Below are 16306 nucleotides of genomic sequence, written 5' to 3'. Positions count from 1 at the left end.
TTCTCGCACCTCAGGGACCGGGTGCGAAGGGACCCGCAGAACGCGCGCCCATAGGGTCCGCTGGCTGAGGTGCGAGCGAGGAACGAGCGAGCCTCGAAGCATGCTGTGGTGGGGTCATTTCGAGGTGTGCTGCGCTCCGCACCTCAATGAGCGGCATCGTCCTCAGCCGTCGCGGAGTTCGGTGTGCAGGCGGGCGTAGAGGCCGCCGGCAGCCAGCAGTTCGGCATGCGTACCGGACTCGACCAGCTGGCCGTCCTCGATCCCGAAAATCACATCGGCCTGCCGCACGGTCGACAACCGGTGCGCGATGGCGATGGTCGTGCGATTCGCGGCCGCACGCTCCAGCGCCTCCTGCACGATCCGCTCGGTCTGCGTGTCGAGCGCGCTGGTGGCCTCGTCGAGGATGAGGATCGGCGGGTTCTTCAGCAGCACCCGCGCCAGGGCGATGCGCTGCTTCTCGCCGCCGGACAGCCGGTAGCCGCGCTCGCCGGTCAGCGTGTCGTATCCGGCCGGGAAGCTGACGATCCGGTCGTGGATGTTGGCGTCTTTGGCCGCCTGCACGATCTCGTCCTCGGTGGCCCCCGGCTTGGCATAGGCGAGGTTCTCGCGGATCGTCCCGTGGAACAGGTAGGCGTCCTGCGTGACGACACCGACGGCTCGTGCGAGCGAGGACAGCGTCAGGTCGCGCACGTCGTGGCCGTCGATGAGCACCGCGCCCCGGCTCGCGTCGTACAGCCGCGGCACGAGGTAGGTCGCGGTCGTCTTGCCCGAGCCGGACGGCCCCACGATGGCCGCGAACTGCCCCGGTTCCAGGCGCAGCGAGATGCCCCGCAGCGCCCAGGGCTTCTCGGTCGCCGCAGTCGTGTGGCGCACCGGTTCGAGTCGTTGCCCGGCGAGCGAACGCGGATCGGGATACCGGAACCACACGTCGCGCAGTTCGATCTGTCCACGCGGTGAGGCCAGTTCGACGGCGTCGGGCTTCTCGGCGATCCTCGGCACGAGGTCGAGGTATTCGAAGATGCGGCGGAACAGGGCTAGTGAGGTCTGCACGTCCAGGCCGACCCGCATGAGACTCAGGAGCGGCATCTGCAGCCGGGCCTGCAACGTGGTGAACGCGACGAGCGTCCCCGCCGTCAGGGCGTCGTCGCCGACGGGAAGGCTGCCGGTCAGCATGAAGCCCGCGACGAGGTAGATCAGCGCCGGGGTGATGGCGAAGAACGTCTGCACCGTGGCGAAGAAGGCCCGGCCGGTCATCGCCTGGGCGACCTGCAGCCGCACCTGCTGGCGGTTGGCCTCCCGATAGCGGGTCACCTCGGTCTGGCCGCGGTCGAAGACCTTGCTGAGCAAGATGCCCGACACGCTCAGCGACTCCTCGGTGATCGCGGTCATCTCCGACAGCGACTCCTGGGTCTCGCGCGCGAGCCGCTGCCGCCGCCGCCCTACGCGGATCTGCAGCCAGACGAACAGCGGCATGACAATGAGGGTCAAGACGGTCAGCTGCCACGACAGGATCACCATCGAGACCGCTGCGGCGATGACGGTGACCGAGTTCTGCACGATGGTCGTGGCGGTGTCGGTCAGCACCGTGCGCACGCCCGCGACATCGTTGGCCAGCCGTGACTGGATGGCACCGGTCTTGGTGGCGGTGAAGAACGCCAGCTCCATCTTCTGCAGGTGCGCGAACAGCTGGCCGCGCAGGTCGGCCATGGCGGAGTTGCCGACGGTCGAGGTCAGCCAGTTCTGCGCGATGGAGATGAGCGCGGTCGCCAGCGGGATGACGCACAGCGCGGCGACGAGCCAGCCGAGCAGGTCCAGGCGGGCCTGCCCGTCGGCGGGGAACAGGGCGTCGTCGAAGACCGCCTTGGTGAGGAACGGCAGGACCGAGGTGAGCGCCGCCGACGCGACGACCGCCACGAGTACCAGCAGGAGCTGGCGGCGGTAGGGCGCGAGCAGTCCGGCGACGCGCTCGAGGATCGGTCCGGCCTCGACGCTGCGGGCCTCGGCGGGGTCGATGTGGCTGACGCCGGTTCCGCGAGGCACGTCAGGAGCCGAAGATGAGAAGCGCCAACGACCCGAGCATGACCAGCGCGACCACCGCCATGATCGCGACGAAGCCGGTCACGCCCTTGCGTTTGACCGGCTCGAAGCCGATGGAGCCGGTGGTGAACTGGTGCATCGGCGCGGCGTAGTACACCGGCACGGTCTGCCCCGGCGCGAGCATGAAGGCGATGCTCGCCTGGCCGTAGGTGCGCATCCACTGGGCCGACAGGTCGACGCGCACCGGCCCGGCGGGCACGGGGATGGGGTTCGCTCCGTACCGGACCGTGACCGGATAGCCGTTGATCCAGGCGTTCGGGGTGAGCATGCTCGACGTCATCACCGACCCCTGCACGGTCAGGTAGACGGTGCCCGTGGGCTGCGGTGCCGGAGGCGGTTGGGTCATGGAATGAACCTAGCCGGGTGTTCCTCCTGCGTCCCTTCGAGGCAGGGAACTGGTCGTTGAGGTGCGACGAGGAACGAGGAGCCTCGAAACGACCTACCGCACGCTTCGCCCTCCGAGGCTCGCTCCGCTCACGCCTCAGGGGCCGGGAACTGGCCGAGCCTCGACATGATCGCCGCCGGAGTCGAGGAGTCGTTCGACACGGTCGAGGCGGGCGGTGATGTCGGCGAGGGCCACCAGCAGCAGGGGTGAGCCGCCGCCGGCCCGGCCGCTGGTCGCACGTCCGTAGGCGATGCCCTGGCTGAGGATGCTGAGGGCGACCGGTGTGATGACCTCGGGCACGCCGAGGTGGCGCAGAGTCTGACCTGCCGGGCCGTCGTCGTCGAGCAGGGCGATGAGCAGGTGGCTGCCGTTGATCGGATGGTTGCGCCGCCGCGTCGCCTCCTGGTCGGCCCGCTCCAGGAGGGCGTACACCTGGGGATCGAAGCGCGGGGCCGGGCCGGACTCGGGGCCGGCCTCCCGAACGGTGTCCTTGCCGTCGTGCCGGTCCAGCGTCGCGGTGATCCGTTCACGGGTGAACCCGGCGTTCTCGAGGGCGTGCAGGATGAGGCTCTCTTCCTCGTCTAACAGGCCGCGCAGGATGTCTGCGGTGCCGACCGCCGACCGGCCGCGTTGCCGGGCGGCCTCGGTGGCGTGGCGCAGGAAGCCGGTCACGTGCCCGTTGAGCGAGAACCGCTCCAAACGCGGATCGGCCAGGGTTTCGGCGGGATCGGCTGCTGCGGGATCGGGCAGCTCCGCCAAAGCCTCGTCGAGGGCCGCCTGGCAGATCCGGGAGACGGGCAGGCCGGCCTCTTTGACGCGCGCGGCGAGGTCGTCGGGCAGGTAGACGTTGATCTTCGGCACGGGCGCATCCTCGCACGCGCGAACTAGCAGAACCGCTGTGCTGCCGGGGGCGGGTCTTGCATCGTGAGCGTGCTGGAAGGTCACCGCGCGGCACCCTAGCGTCTGGGGTCATACATATAACCCCTAGTGCGTGAGGCGAGGAAGCATGAGCGTCACATCATCGGTGCGGACCGTCGGGTCCCTGGTCGCGGTGCCGCGCGGCAGGCGCGCCGGGCAGACCCAGGCGCTCCTGCGAACCCTGACGGCACGGGCTGCGGAGGTCGGTCGGCGGGCTGCGGTGGCCGTCGCCGTGCTGATCCTGTGGCAACTGGCCTCGGCCTGGGGCTGGATCGACCGGTCGACGCTGGCCTCGCCCGCCGAGGTCGCCGGCCTCTTCCGGGAGTACCTGCGCGACGGCTCGCTGATCGACAACACGTGGGTCTCGCTGCGCCGGGTGCTGATCGGCTTCGCCATCGGTGGGAGTCTCGGCACGGTGGCCGGGATCGTCGCGGGCCTGTCCCGTGTGGGGGAACAGCTCATCGACACGCCGCTGCAGATGCTGCGCGCGCTGCCTTTCCTGGGCCTGATGCCGCTGCTCATCGTCTGGCTCGGCATCGACGAAGCCCTCAAGATCGGGCTGGTCGCCATCGGTGTGATCTTCCCGATCTACCTCAACTTGCACAAGGGTATCCGCAGCGTCGACCCGCGTTTCGCCGAACTTGCCCGCATCCACGGCCTGAGCCGCGGGCAGTTGATCCGCCGGGTCATCGTCCCCGGCGCGCTGCCGTCGTACCTGATCGGCGTGCGCTTTGCCCTCGGTATCGCCTGGCTCAGCCTGGTCGTGGCCGAGACGGTCAACGCCGAGGCCGGTATCGGCTACCTGCTCATGCGCGGTCGTGAGTACGTCCGCACCGACATGATCGTGCTCGGCCTGGTGATCTACGCGGTCCTGGGCCTGCTGATGGAGCTGGCCGTGCGGCTGCTGGAGCGCTTCGTGCTGCGCTGGCGGACGGAGTTCGTCCGATGAGCGCCGCGACGGGGACGCGGGTCGTCATCGAGTCGTATACGAAGTCCTACGGCGACCGGACGGTGCTCAGCGGCATCGACCTGACCGTGGAACCGGGGGAGTTCGTGGTCGTCGTCGGCCAGAGCGGCTGCGGCAAGAGCACCCTGCTGCGTGCCGTGGCCGGCCTCGACACCGACCACACGGGCACGGTGCGCGCCGACGGCGTCGCCTCGTTCGGCTTCCAGGACGCGCGGCTGCTCCCGTGGGCGCGCGTGTGGTCCAACGTCGTCCTCGGCGAGCGCGGCCGGCCGGCGCAGCTGCGCGAGCGCGCGGTGCGGGTGCTGGACGAGGTCGGGCTGGTCGGCCATGCCGACGCCTGGCCGTCGACCCTCTCCGGTGGCGAACAGCAGCGAGTGGCGCTGGCCCGGGCGCTGTTCCGGCGTCCGTCGCTGCTGCTGCTCGACGAGCCGTTCGGGGCGCTCGACGCGCTCACCCGGCTGCGGGCGCAGGCGCTGGTCCAGCGGCTGTGGCGGTCCCACGGATTCACGGCGCTGCTCGTCACCCATGACGTCGAGGAGGCCATCGTGTTGGCCGACCGGGTGGTCGTGCTGGCCGACGGGGGAGTCAAGGACCTGTTCACCATCGACCTGCCCCGCCCGCGTCCGCACCGCGATGCACGCTTCGGCGAGTACCGCGCGCGCATCCTGCGCCAGCTCGGTGTCACCGACGAGGAGGCGGCGGCATGAGCGAGCGTCAGCGAGCGATCAATGGGCGAGACCTCATGGCGTCGCCTCCTATCCTCGCGCTCTTCGAGGAGGCGGTGGCATGAGCGAGCGTCAGCGAGCGATCAATGGGCGAGACCTCATGGCGTCGCCTCCTATCCTCGCGCTCTTCGAGGAGGCGGTGGCATGAGCGTGGTGTCGGCGGCCGAACTTGACGATCTGGCCGGGCGGGTCGGCGATGGTGCCGCCCGGCGGGAGGCCGAGCGCGAGCTGCCGCACGCGGCCGTGGCGGCGTTCCGGGCCAGCGGCCTCGGGGCCGTGCGGGTCCCGGTCGAGCACGGTGGCCGCGGCGGATCGGTGCGCGATGTTATCGAGGTGGTGCTGGCGCTGGCCGCGGCCGACTCGAACGTCGCCCAGGCCCTGCGCTCGCACTTCTCCTTCGTCGAACGGCTCCTCGTGCCCACCGCCTCGGCGGCCCGCGACCGCTGGTTCCCGGTGATCGCCGCAGGTGCCGTCGCGGGCAACGCCACGACCGAGATCGGCACCGCGACGCCCATGGACTTCCGCACCCGGCTGCGTCGCGTGGGCGGCGGCTGGCGGCTGGACGGCACGAAGTACTACTGCACCGGCACGATCTACGCCGACTACGTATCGGTCCTGGCCGTCGGGGATGACGATGCGCTGGTCAGCGTCGTGGTGCCCACCGGCCGCGACGGGGTCCGGGTCCTGGACGACTTCACCGCGATGGGCCAGCGGCTCACCGCCAGCGGGACCACTCATTTCGAGGACGTCGAGGTGCGCGCCGACGAGTTCCTGCCCGCGGTGCCCGTCACCGATCTCGACCCGGCCGGTCCCTACCGGCAGCTGCACTTGGCGGCCGTCCACGCCGGCATCGCCCGCAACGCCGGCCGGGACGCGGTCGACTTCGCGCGCACCAAGGCCCGTCCGGGGCCGCACAGCCTCGCCGACCGCGCGAGCGACGATCCGTTCGTGCAGCAGGCGGTCGGCCGGATCAGCGCACACGTGTTGGCGGCCGAATCGGTCGTGCGGGCCGCCGCCGACGCCCTCGACAATGCCCTCGCCGAGGGACGGCAGACGGTCCTCCAGGACGCCGCCGCGACCGTCGCAGCCGCCCAGATCGTCGCCGGTGAAGCCGCCCTCGCCGCCGGCCGCCTGCTTTACGACACCGGCGGTGCCTCGGCGCTGTCGACGTCGCTCAACCTCGACCGGCACTGGCGCAACGCCCGGACGGTCGCCAGCCACAACCCGCTCGCCTACAAGGCCAAGGTCGTCGGCGACCGCGCGCTCAACGGCACCGACGTCCCCGCCAACGGCTACTTCTGACCTTGCCCACCCATCCCGAAGGAAGCACCATGACCGTCACCGACACCCGTACCGTTGCCAGCGACCTCTGGTACACCCGTTGCCCGGTGCCCACCGCGTCCAGCCTGGCCATCGCCACCGGCGAACTCGATGCCCTCTTCGCCGGCGACGGCATCGCCGTGCGCTCGCTCAGCACCAGCGACGACGAGCGAGTCCGCCAGTCGCACTTCGACCACACCCAGCCTCGTTCCTTCCGCCAGGGCGGCAACATCCCGCCCATCTGGTCGGCCTCGCGCGGCGGCAGCCAGCGGCTCATCGGCCTGTCGTGGATCGAGTCGGTGCAGCATGTCGTCGCGCTCGCGGACTCCGGCGTGTCCTCGGTCGCCGACCTCGCCGGTCGCCGCATCGGCGTCTCGCGCCGGGTCAACGACCAGATCGACTTCTGGCGGGCCACGGCGCTGCACGGGATCGAGGCCGCGCTGCGCTCGGGCGGCCTGAGGATCGACGACGTGGACATCGTCGACCTGGACGAGGCCAAGCCGTACATCCCGGCCGGCCCGGGCGCCCCGACCGGCTCGCTGTTCGGCGCGTTCACCAACAAGCGCCTGCAGAGCGCCGAGGTCGTCGCCCTCGTGCGCGGCGAGGTCGACGCGATCTACGTCAACGGCCTGCGCGGCATCGACCTGGAGGCACTGCTGGATCTGCGCGTCGTGGTCGACATCACCGCCTTCCCGGACGCTCGGGACCGGGTCAGCAACATCGCCCCGGTCGCCTTCACCGCCAGCACCGACCTGATCGAGGAACGTCCCGACCTGGTCGCCCGCTATCTGGTCGCCAGCCAGCAAGCCGCCACCTGGGCCGAGACGCACCCCGACGAGGTGCGCCGGATCGTGGCTCAAGAGGTCGGCTACGCCGAGGAGTTCGTCGACCACGCCTACGGTGCCGACCTGCATCGCCGGCTCCACGTGAGCCTCGACGACGACCTGGTCGAGGCCATTGCCGTCCAGAAGGACTTCCTGCTGCGCCACGGCTTCATCGCCGCCGATGTCGACCTCGACGCCTGGATCGACCCGCGCCCCCTGCGCGAGGCCGCCGACCTGCTCGCCGGCCTTTGAACCCTCACCCTGATCGGAGCATCCTCATGAGAAAAACCCTCGTCCTCCTGTTCGCCACCCTCCTGTCGGCCACGGCCCTGACCTCCGCCTGCGGCCAGGACTCCGACGTCACCGCCGACGGCGATGTCGTCATCAAGGTCGGCGTGCCGCGCAACTTCGGCATCTTCAGCACGATGTGGGTCCGCGACGTGCAGCCCGAAGGCGTCAAGATCGAATACTCCTACTTCCCCAACTTCTCCGACATGCTGCAGGCGCTCAACGCAGGGAAGATCGACATGACCGAGGTCGGCGATATCGGCGCGATCTCGTCGTGGGTCAACGGCGGTCAGGTGCAGGCGGTCGGGGTCTCGCAGCCGAACCCGCAGCAGGAGGGCATCCTCGTGCCGGCCGACAGCGACATCCAGGGTCCGGGCGACCTCAAGGGCAAGCGGATCAACCTGCTGCGCTCGACCAACGCCTATCCCTTCGTGCTCAACTACATCGCCGAGGCGGGTCTGACCGAGGACGACATCGAGATCGTGGAGATCACTGGTCCGGATGCTCTCGCGGCCTACGAGAACGGTGACCTTGACGCGTTTTCCACCATCGACCCGCAGATGGCCGACGCGCAGGAGCGCACCGGGTCGCGGCTGCTCACCACCGCAGAAGGCTACGTCGAGAACCTCTACCCGTACGTCGCCACGACGCAGGCCATCGAGGACAAGGCCGAGGCCGTCGAGGCCGTGCTCGCGGCGGTGGCCGACACGATGGCCTGGATCCCGCAGAACCGGGAGGAGCAGGCCCGCCTGCTGGCGCCGAAACTCGGCTTCAGTGAGTCGGCGATCATCACCGCCTACGGGCGCGGTGCCGAGGGGCTGCAGGTGATCGACGACGACTTCCTGGACGGCGAGCAGGACTGGGCCGACACCTACACCGAACTCGGCATCCTCACCAAGAAGGTCGACGTGCGCGAAGTGTTCCTGACCGGCTTCAACGACGCGGTCGCCGGGAGCGGATCGTGACGGCCGCCGGACCGCTGCGGTTCGGGGTGTGGGCGCTGGTCAACGGGGCCTGGGGTGCCAAGCGGCATCCCGACGATCCCTTCGACCCGTCCTGGGCGCGCAATCGTGATCAGGTGCTCCTGGCCGAGGAGCTGGGCTACGACAGCACCCTGCTCGCCCAGCACACGATCAATCCGGCCGGCGACGACCGGGGGCATCTGGAGGCGTGGACGGCGTCGGCGGCCCTGGCGGCGCTGACCGAACGGATCGAGATCATCACCGCGATCAAGCCGTTCCTGTACCATCCGGCGGTGCTGGCCAAGCAGGCGTTGCAGATTGCCGAGATCAGTGGCGGCCGGTTCTCCCTCAACGTGGTCAACGGCTGGTTCACGCCCGAACTGACCAAGACCGGCCTGGCGGGCCTGGACCACGACGAGCGCTACGCCTACGGTGCCGAATGGCTGCGTATCGTCCGCGATCTCACCGCCGGCGAGAGGGTCGATCACGACGGGAAACATTTCCGCATCAGCGATCTCGTCCTCGCGCAGGGCGAGCCGGTGACGTCGCGGCCGACGATCTACGTCGGCGGGGAGTCCGATCCGGCGCGTGATCTGGTGGCCGGTCTCGGCGACGTGTGGTTCATCAATGGCCAGCCCCTCGGCGACGTCCGGGCCTTGATCGAGACCGTCGCCGCCCGGCCGCGCCGAGGGCCGGCCGTGCGGTACGCGCTGTCGGCCTTCGTTATCGCCCGCGAGAGCGCGAGCCGGGCGCAGGAGGCCTTCGACGAGGCGTGGGAGCTGCAGCGGCGCGATGCCGCCGAGTTGGAGGCCGTGCGCGGGGGCACCGACAGCCGTTCGGTCATGTTCTCGACGTTCGCCCGCAATCCGGCGGTGGGGACCAACGGCGGCACTGCGGCCGGGCTGGTCGGCAGCTATGACGAGGTGGCTCGTCGGATCGCGGACTTCCACGGTATCGGCATCGAGACCTTCATGCTGCAGTTCCAGCCGTTCGATGCCGAGATGCGCCGGTTCGCCGAGCAGGTGATCCCGCGGGTGCGCGATTTCGTTGCTGCCGGGAGCGCGGCGTGACGGCAGCGCGGATCGAATCGGCCGCGCAGGCCGTGGCTGTGGCCCGCGAACTGGCCGACGCCTTCGCTCCGGGGGCGGCGCAGCGTGATCGGGAGCGCGTGGTGCCGCGCGAGGAGTTGGAGGCCATCGGTACCTCCGGGCTGCTGGCCCTGACCGTGCCGGCCGGCCTTGGCGGCGCGGGACTCGGGGCCGCGACGCTGGCCGAGGTGGTGCGCATCCTCGCGGCGGCCGACGCCTCCCTCGCCCAGGTGCTGCAGAACCACTTCGTCTTCGTGCGGACCTTCGTGCTGCACGGCGACGAGCAGCAGCGCCGGCGGCTGGCAGCCGCAGTCGTGGCCGGTGCGCGGCTCGGTAATGCGCTGTCGGAGCGGGGCGGCCCGCGTACGGGCGGGATCGCCACGGCGCTGACCCCGGTGGCCGGGGAGGCGGAGGTCTGGGAACTGTCGGGGCGTAAGTACTACACGACCGGGGCGCTCACCGCGCAGATCGTGCCGGTCCGCGCGAGCGGCGTCGACGGTGAACCGGTCATCGTCTATCTCGACCGGGCGGCACCGGGCCTGGAGGTGATCGACGACTGGGCGGGCTTCGGCCAGCGGGGCACGCACTCGGGCACGACCGTCCTGAACGGCGTGCGGGTCGCTCCTGGCGATGTCGTTGCGCTGCCGGACTTGTCCGGGCCGCCCACGGCCGACGGCGCGTTCGGCCAGCTGATCCACGCCGCCATCGATGTGGGACTGGCCGAGGGGGCGCTCGCGGCCGCCGTCGGGTTCGTCCGCGACCGGGCGCGGGTCTACGCCGACAGCCCGGCCGAGCGGGCCAGCGAGGATCCGCTGGTGATGGCCGAGGTGGGGCAGTGCGAGGTTGCGGTGCGCGGTGCGCGGGCGTTGCTGGCCGAGGCTGCGGCTCGCGTCGACGAGGCCGGTGACCGGCCCGATGAGCCGCAGGCGGCCGAGGCCTCCGTGGCGGTCGCCGCAGCCAAGGTGGCGGCCTCGCGGGCGGCGGTGTCGGTGGCGAACGAGCTGTTCGCGCTGGCCGGCACGTCGGCGACCGACGAGCGTCACGGGCTGGACCGGTGGTGGCGCGACGCGCGCGTCCACACGCTGCACGACCCGGACCGCTACAAGTTGCGGCACATCGGTGACTGGGTGCTCAACGGAGTCCGCCCGGTCGGTCCGCTGCTGTGACCGGGGCATATCAGGACACGAGACGAGCGGCCTCGAAGGGCGCACCTCGATGACCGAGGTCCGTCTGTCGATCCATTCTCAGGGGGCCGGGGTGAAGCGGCGCAGCCGCAGGGAGTTCCCGACCACGAACACCGAACTGAACGCCATCGCCAGGCCCGCGACCATCGGGTTGAGGTAGCCCGACATGGCCAGGGGGATCGCCGCGATGTTGTAGGCGAAGGCCCAGAACAGGTTGCGTCGGATCGTGCGCAGCGTGGCCCGTGCGAGCCGCACGGCGTCGGCGGCCTTGCGCAGGTCGCCTTCGACGATGGTCAGGTCCGAGGCCGCCATAGCGACGTCGGTGCCGGTGCCCACGGCGATACCGAGGTCGCTGGCGGCCAGCGCGGCGGCGTCGTTGATGCCGTCGCCGATCACCGCCACGACGCGCCCCTCGCTCTGGAGCCGCTGGATCGTGCGCAGCTTGTCGTCCGGCGTGACCTCTGCCTCGATCCGGTCGATCCCGACGTGGGCCGCGACACTGCGGGCGACCTCGGCGTTGTCGCCGGTCAGCAGCATCGGCTCCAGACCGAGGGCGCGCAGCCGGGCAACCGCGTCGGCGGAGGTGTCCTTGACCGTGTCGGCCACCGTGACCGTGCCCAGGAAGCGCCCGCAGCGCTCGATTGCCACCACCGTCCCGGCGACACCGGGCCGCAGTTCGCCGCCGATCCAGGACAGCCGTCCCGCGCGGGCCGGCTCGCCGTCGACGAGTCCGCTGACGCCCTGGCCGGCGTGATTGGCGAAGTCCTCCAGTCGTCCGCCTGCCGCCAGTGACGCGATGGCACGGGCGACCGGATGCTCCGAGCCGCGCTCCAGCGTGGCGGCCACATGCCGCAGCTCGTCCTCGCCGATGCCCTCGGCGGGCGCGACCTCCACGACGCCCATGACCCCGGTGGTGACGGTGCCGGTCTTGTCGAGGACCACGGTGTCGATGCGCCGGGTCGACTCCAGCACCTGCGGACCCTTGATGAGCAGGCCCAGGTGCGCGCCGCGCCCGGTGCCGACCATGAGCGCGGTGGGCGTCGCCAGGCCGAGCGCGCAGGGGCAGGCGATGATGAGCACCGCCACGGCGGAGGTGAAGGCTTGCAGGGTCGACCCGCCGCCCAGCAGCCACGCGGCGAAGGTCAGCACCGACAGCGCCATGACTCCGGGGACGAACCACGCCGAAACGCGGTCGGCGAGCCGCTGCACCTCGGCCTTGCCCTCCTGGGCCTCCTCCACGAGCCGCGCCATGTGTGCGAGCCGCGTGTCGTCGCCGACCGCGGTCGCGCGCACGACCAGGAGGCCGTCGACGTTGACCGTGGCCCCGGTGACCTCGTCGCCGACGCTCTTGGCGACCGGGACGGACTCGCCGGTGAGCATGTGCTCGTCGACGCTGGACGACCCCTCGACGACGAGGCCGTCGGTGGCGATCCGCTCGCCGGGGCGCACCGTGAAGGTCTCGCCGACCGCGACATCGACGGCGGGTTGCAGCTCCATGAGCGCGCGCAGGGCGGCGCTGGAGCGCTGCTTCGCCCCGGCCTCCAGGAAGTGCCCGGTGAGCACGAACACGGTGACTGCCGTGGCGACCTCCAGGTAGATCTCGTGCGAACCGGAACCGTGGGCGAGCCAGGTCCAGTGCATCGTCATGCCGATGTGCCCGGCTTCGCCGAAGACCAGCGCCCACACCGACCAGGCGAAGGCGGCCAGGACGCCGACGCTGACGAGGGTGTCCATCGTCGCCGCACCCTGGCGGGCGTTGAGCCACGCCGAGTGGTGGAAGGGCCAGGCACCCCAGGCGACGACGGGCACGGCGAGAGCGAGGCAGATCCACTGCCAGTAGTCGAACTGCACGGCCGGGATCATCGAGGCCAGCACGACCGGCCCGGTGAGGACGGCCGAGCCGATCAGCCGTCGGCGCATCGAGGCGACGCTGTGCAGGCCTCCGCCGTGACCGGGGCCGCCGTGCTCGGGGTGCGTGCCGTGCGGCTGCCGGACGGCGGCGGTGTAGCCGGTCTTCTCGACGACCTCGATCAGTTGCTGCGGGTCGAGGCCCTGGGGGGCGCGGACGGCGGCGCGCTCGGTAGCGAAGTTGACGCTCGCTTCGACGCCGTCGATCCGGTTGAGCTTCTTCTCGATGCGGGCGGCGCAGGCGGTGCAACTCATGCCGCCGATGTCGAGGCGGACGGTGGCGGTCTCGACATCGGCTGGGAGCTGGCTGCTCATGCCAGCGGCAGCGATCCGGGGCGGGCTAGCGCGTAGCCCGCCTCCTCGACCGCAGCCGCCACCTCGTCGCGGGTCAGCTCGCGCTCGGCGCTCACGCGGACGGTCGACGTGCCGCCCTGGACGAGGTCGATCTCGACCGCGCTGACGCCGTCGAGGGCGCTCAACTCCTCGGTGAGTGCCGCAGTGCAGTGCCCGCACGTCATGCCGTCGACATGGTAGGTGGTGGTGCTCATCTGTCTCCTCGATTCAGGACCGTACGAGGCGTGCGATCGCGTCACACGCTTCTTTGACCTTGTGTTCGGCCTCCGGGCCGCCGGCGCGCGCCGCGTCGACGACGCAGTGCGCCAGGTGCTCGTCGAGCAGTTTGAGCGCGACGGCCTCGAGTGCCTTGGTCGTCGCGCTGACCTGGGTGAGGACGTCGATGCAGTAGGTGTCCTCCTCGACCAGGCGAGTCAGGCCGCGGACTTGCCCCTCGATGCGCTTGAGCCGCTTCAGGACGGCGATCTTGTCCTCGGAGTACCCCGGATGCTCGTGTGCCATGCGGGAACCATACCCCTAGGGGGTAAGGGTTTCAAGCAAGATCGTCATCTCGGCGATCTCGGACTCCTGCTCGGCGATGATCGCCTCGGCCAGTTCGCGCACGTCGGGGTCCTGGCCTTCGTCGATGACGGTCTGGGCCATCGTGATCGCGCCACGGTGGTGCTCGATCATCCCGGCGAGCCACAGTTGATCGAAATCGGTGCCGGTGGCATCGGCCAGTTCGGTCAACTGCTCGTCGGTCAGCATGCCCTCCATGTCGCCGTGGCCGTCCCCGTGGCCCTCGTGGCCGTGCTCATGTCCGCTCGCCGATTCGCTGGCATTCCAGTCGTCCAGCCAGGCGTTCATCTGCTCGATCTCGCCGTGCTGGGCACCGGCGATCTTCTCGGCGAGGGTGCGGACCTCCGGTGAGGTGCCGCGGTCCTCCTCCAGCGCCAGGTCCGACATCTCGACGGCCTGCGCGTGATGGGAGACCATGCTCTGCGCGAAGGCGATGTCGGCGTCGTTGTGGGTGGCCGACCCGCAGGCTGTGGTCAGTGCTGTGACGGCGGCGATCAGGAAAAACTGGGCAAGGCGGCGTATGCTCATATCCTGAATATACCCCCTATAGGTATATGGCAGATTGCCGACCGTGACGAAGGGCAGCCGGTCTCGCTACCGTGGCTCCATGAGCGACAGCGATCTTCCCGGCCTCGACGGCCTCCTCGGCGTACGGCACCTGGAACTGACCGCCGACACGGTGGTCGTGGAGTTCACCCTCGGCGAGCGGCACCTGCAGCCCTTCGGCATCCCGCACGGCGGCGTCTACTGCGCCGTCCACGAGTCGACCGCGAGCATCGCCGGACAGATCTGGCTCGGCGACAAGGGCGTCGTCGTCGGCACCAACAACTCCACCGACTTCCTGCGCCAGGCCACGGTCGGCGACACGATCACCGTCACGGCCACGCCGATCCACCGGGGCCGTACCCAGCAGTTGTGGCACCTGGACTCCGTCGGCCCCGACGGCAAGCTCGTCGCCCAGGGGCAGGTGCGGCTCGCCAATCTCGACGTCCCCGTCTCGCCGGAGCTGGCGGCGAAGTTCCGCAGCGCTGTGCAGGAGTAGACTCAGGCGTGCCCGGCGACTGGCGTTGAGGTGGGAGACCACCAGGGAGCCGGCCATGACACCGACATCGGGACCGTTCGCCTGGGCCTACGAGTCAGCCCCCGACCGCTGACACGAGAGAGGTCCCCGAGATGACGATGATGACGATGACCCACGACACCACGCTGCCCGCCCGCCGCCTGGACGACGCCGACGTGCGGGTGCTCCTGCTGGAGAACATCCACGCCGACGGCCGCGACTTCCTGAAGGGCAAGGGCTACCAGGTCGAGACGCGCACCGGAGCGCTCAGCGAGGACGAGCTGATCGAGGCCATCGACGGCGTTCACCTGCTCGGCATCCGGTCCACGACCTACATCACCGAGAAGGTCCTCGCCCACGCCCCCGACCTGGTGGCCATCGGCGCGTTCTGCATCGGCACGAACCAGATCGACCTGCCGGCGACCTCGCGCGCGGGCATCGCCGTATTCAACGCCCCCTACTCGAATACGCGCTCGGTGGTCGAGCTGGCCATCGCCGAGATCATCTCGCTGGCGCGCCGGCTACACGAGAAGTCGACCGACATGCACCGGGGCCTGTGGAACAAGTCCGCCCAGGGCAGCCACGAGGTGCGCGGGCGCACGCTCGGCATCGTCGGCTACGGCAACATCGGCAGCCAGTTGTCGGTGATCGCCGAGGCGCTGGGCCTGCGGGTCGTGTTCTACGACATCGACGACAAGCTCGCCCTCGGCAACGCCAAGCGCTGCTCGACGCTGGAGGAGCTGCTGGCCGAGTCCGATGTGGTGTCGCTGCATGTGGACGGGCGGCCGAACAACGCCGGCTTCTTCGGCGAGGAGCAGTTCGCCGCGATGAAGGATCGCGCGATGTTCCTCAACCTGTCGCGCGGCATCGCCGTCGACACTGCGGCGCTGCGGGCGCACCTGGAGTCCGGGCACCTGGCCGGGGCGGCGCTCGACGTGTTCCCGGTCGAGCCGAAGCGCCAGGGCGACTCGTTCACGTCGGAGTTGCAGGGCCTGCCGAACGTCATCTTGACCCCGCACGTGGGCGGATCGACGCAGGAGGCCCAGCAGGACATCGGGCGTTTCGTGGCCTCCAAGCTGCGCTCGTATGCGGCCTTCGGATCGACGTCGCTGAGCGTCAACTTCCCGGAGATGAACCTGCCGGCCGATCCCGACAAGCACCGGGTCGCCTACGTTCACCAGAACGCGCCGGGTGTACTCGCGCGGATCAACACGCTGCTCGGCGAGCACGGCGTCAACATCGTGGGCCAGCAGCTCGCGACGCGCGGTGAACTGGGGTACGCGGTCACCGATGTCGACACCGAGGTCGGCCCGGACGTGCTCGCGGCCCTCGCGGCGCTGCCCGAGACGATCCGCGTCCGCCACCTGAGCTGACCCCTCCGAGGCTCACTTCTTCTCGGTCCCTGAGGTGCGAGGCCGCCTGCGGCCGAGCCTCGAAGGGTGAAGCCTGCCGTGGGTGGGTCATTTCGAGGCTCGCAAGCTCGCACCTCAATGACCGGTATCGACCTGCAAATCAGCGATGCCCTAGGCCGAACCCGGTCCCTGAGGTGCGAGGCCGCCTGCGGCCGAGCCTCGAAGGGACCCTACGGACACGCGGCCCTAGGTCGTGTTGATCAAGTTGGTCTTGATCGAGATCGGGGTCGCGGCGAGGCAGATGCCAGCGCGGTAG

General features: G+C 70.2%; 16 protein-coding genes and 1 riboswitch. Of the genes, 9 read left to right on the top strand and 7 right to left on the bottom strand.

Annotated features, from left to right (window positions below):
• Window positions 1-162: 162 nt before the first annotated feature.
• The 3 genes from QM597_RS00825 to QM597_RS00815 all read right to left on the bottom strand — a co-directional run bounded on the left by QM597_RS00825 (window position 163) and on the right by QM597_RS00815 (window position 3343).
• Window positions 163-2040, bottom strand: a complete 1878-nt coding sequence (locus QM597_RS00825; RefSeq protein WP_415002980.1) for an ABC transporter ATP-binding protein — start codon at window positions 2038-2040, stop codon at window positions 163-165.
• A 1-nt stretch (window position 2041) separates the two neighbouring features.
• Window positions 2042-2443: a hypothetical protein gene (locus tag QM597_RS00820; RefSeq protein WP_415002979.1), complete on the bottom strand. Its 402-nt coding sequence runs from the start codon at window positions 2441-2443 to the stop codon at window positions 2042-2044.
• Between the two features lie 135 nt (window positions 2444-2578).
• Entirely contained in the window at window positions 2579-3343 is a 765-nt protein-coding gene (locus tag QM597_RS00815; RefSeq protein WP_415002978.1) for a Clp protease N-terminal domain-containing protein, read from the bottom strand.
• 145 nt (window positions 3344-3488) lie between these two features.
• Here QM597_RS00815 and QM597_RS00810 point away from each other — a divergent pair, with 145 nt between their 5' ends.
• The 7 genes from QM597_RS00810 to QM597_RS00780 all read left to right on the top strand — a co-directional run bounded on the left by QM597_RS00810 (window position 3489) and on the right by QM597_RS00780 (window position 10740).
• Window positions 3489-4349 (top strand): ABC transporter permease subunit, encoded by an 861-nt coding sequence (locus QM597_RS00810; RefSeq protein ID WP_415002977.1) that lies wholly within the window; start codon window positions 3489-3491, stop codon window positions 4347-4349.
• Window positions 4346-5074: an ABC transporter ATP-binding protein gene (locus QM597_RS00805; protein ID WP_415002976.1), complete on the top strand. Its 729-nt coding sequence runs from the start codon at window positions 4346-4348 to the stop codon at window positions 5072-5074. The genes QM597_RS00810 and QM597_RS00805 overlap by 4 nt, the downstream gene beginning before the upstream one ends.
• A 162-nt stretch (window positions 5075-5236) precedes the next feature.
• Window positions 5237-6394, top strand: coding sequence for an acyl-CoA dehydrogenase family protein (locus QM597_RS00800; RefSeq protein ID WP_415002975.1), 1158 nt, complete (start codon window positions 5237-5239; stop codon window positions 6392-6394).
• Window positions 6395-6423: 29 nt separating this feature from the next.
• Window positions 6424-7488, top strand: coding sequence for an ABC transporter substrate-binding protein (locus tag QM597_RS00795; protein ID WP_415002974.1), 1065 nt, complete (start codon window positions 6424-6426; stop codon window positions 7486-7488).
• 26 nt (window positions 7489-7514) lie between these two features.
• Window positions 7515-8489, top strand: coding sequence for an aliphatic sulfonate ABC transporter substrate-binding protein (locus tag QM597_RS00790; protein WP_415002973.1), 975 nt, complete (start codon window positions 7515-7517; stop codon window positions 8487-8489).
• The gene (locus tag QM597_RS00785; RefSeq protein WP_415002972.1) at window positions 8486-9556 is read left to right on the top strand and encodes an LLM class flavin-dependent oxidoreductase; all 1071 of its coding nucleotides are present in this window, start codon (window positions 8486-8488) and stop codon (window positions 9554-9556) included. The genes QM597_RS00790 and QM597_RS00785 overlap by 4 nt, the downstream gene beginning before the upstream one ends.
• Window positions 9553-10740: an SfnB family sulfur acquisition oxidoreductase gene (locus QM597_RS00780; RefSeq protein WP_415002971.1), complete on the top strand. Its 1188-nt coding sequence runs from the start codon at window positions 9553-9555 to the stop codon at window positions 10738-10740. Before QM597_RS00785 ends, QM597_RS00780 begins: the two co-directional genes overlap by 4 nt.
• A 78-nt stretch (window positions 10741-10818) precedes the next feature.
• Here QM597_RS00780 and QM597_RS00775 read toward each other — a convergent pair whose 3' ends face one another.
• From QM597_RS00775 to QM597_RS00760, 4 genes are read right to left on the bottom strand one after another with little or no spacing between them, the layout of a single operon-like run.
• A complete protein-coding gene (locus tag QM597_RS00775; protein ID WP_415002970.1) occupies window positions 10819-12981 on the bottom strand; it encodes a heavy metal translocating P-type ATPase in 2163 nt (720 codons plus the stop codon).
• The gene (locus QM597_RS00770; RefSeq protein ID WP_415002969.1) at window positions 12978-13214 is read right to left on the bottom strand and encodes a heavy-metal-associated domain-containing protein; all 237 of its coding nucleotides are present in this window, start codon (window positions 13212-13214) and stop codon (window positions 12978-12980) included. Before QM597_RS00770 ends, QM597_RS00775 begins: the two co-directional genes overlap by 4 nt.
• A gap of 13 nt (window positions 13215-13227) precedes the next feature.
• Window positions 13228-13521: a metal-sensitive transcriptional regulator gene (locus QM597_RS00765; protein ID WP_415002968.1), complete on the bottom strand. Its 294-nt coding sequence runs from the start codon at window positions 13519-13521 to the stop codon at window positions 13228-13230.
• Window positions 13522-13536: 15 nt separating this feature from the next.
• Window positions 13537-14106, bottom strand: a complete 570-nt coding sequence (locus QM597_RS00760; RefSeq protein WP_415002967.1) for a DUF305 domain-containing protein — start codon at window positions 14104-14106, stop codon at window positions 13537-13539.
• Window positions 14107-14185: 79 nt separating this feature from the next.
• On the opposite strand from QM597_RS00760, the gene QM597_RS00755 reads away from it, so the two are divergent.
• Window positions 14186-14620 carry a PaaI family thioesterase gene (locus tag QM597_RS00755; protein ID WP_415002966.1) on the top strand — a complete coding sequence of 145 codons (435 nt, stop codon included), beginning with the start codon at window positions 14186-14188 and terminating at the stop codon, window positions 14618-14620.
• A 5-nt stretch (window positions 14621-14625) separates the two neighbouring features.
• Window positions 14626-14714: riboswitch (ZMP/ZTP riboswitch) on the top strand.
• Window positions 14715-14766: 52 nt separating this feature from the next.
• The gene (gene serA, locus QM597_RS00750) at window positions 14767-16011 is read left to right on the top strand and encodes a phosphoglycerate dehydrogenase (protein WP_415002965.1); all 1245 of its coding nucleotides are present in this window, start codon (window positions 14767-14769) and stop codon (window positions 16009-16011) included.
• Window positions 16012-16306 lie beyond the last annotated feature (295 nt).

It is taken from the genome of Aeromicrobium sp. (genome assembly GCF_047607065.1).
In the GTDB taxonomy this organism is placed as follows: Bacteria; Actinomycetota; Actinomycetes; order Propionibacteriales; family Nocardioidaceae; genus Aeromicrobium.
Note: the sequence above shows the minus strand (reverse complement) of the source record. Positions and strands in the feature narration are given on the sequence as shown.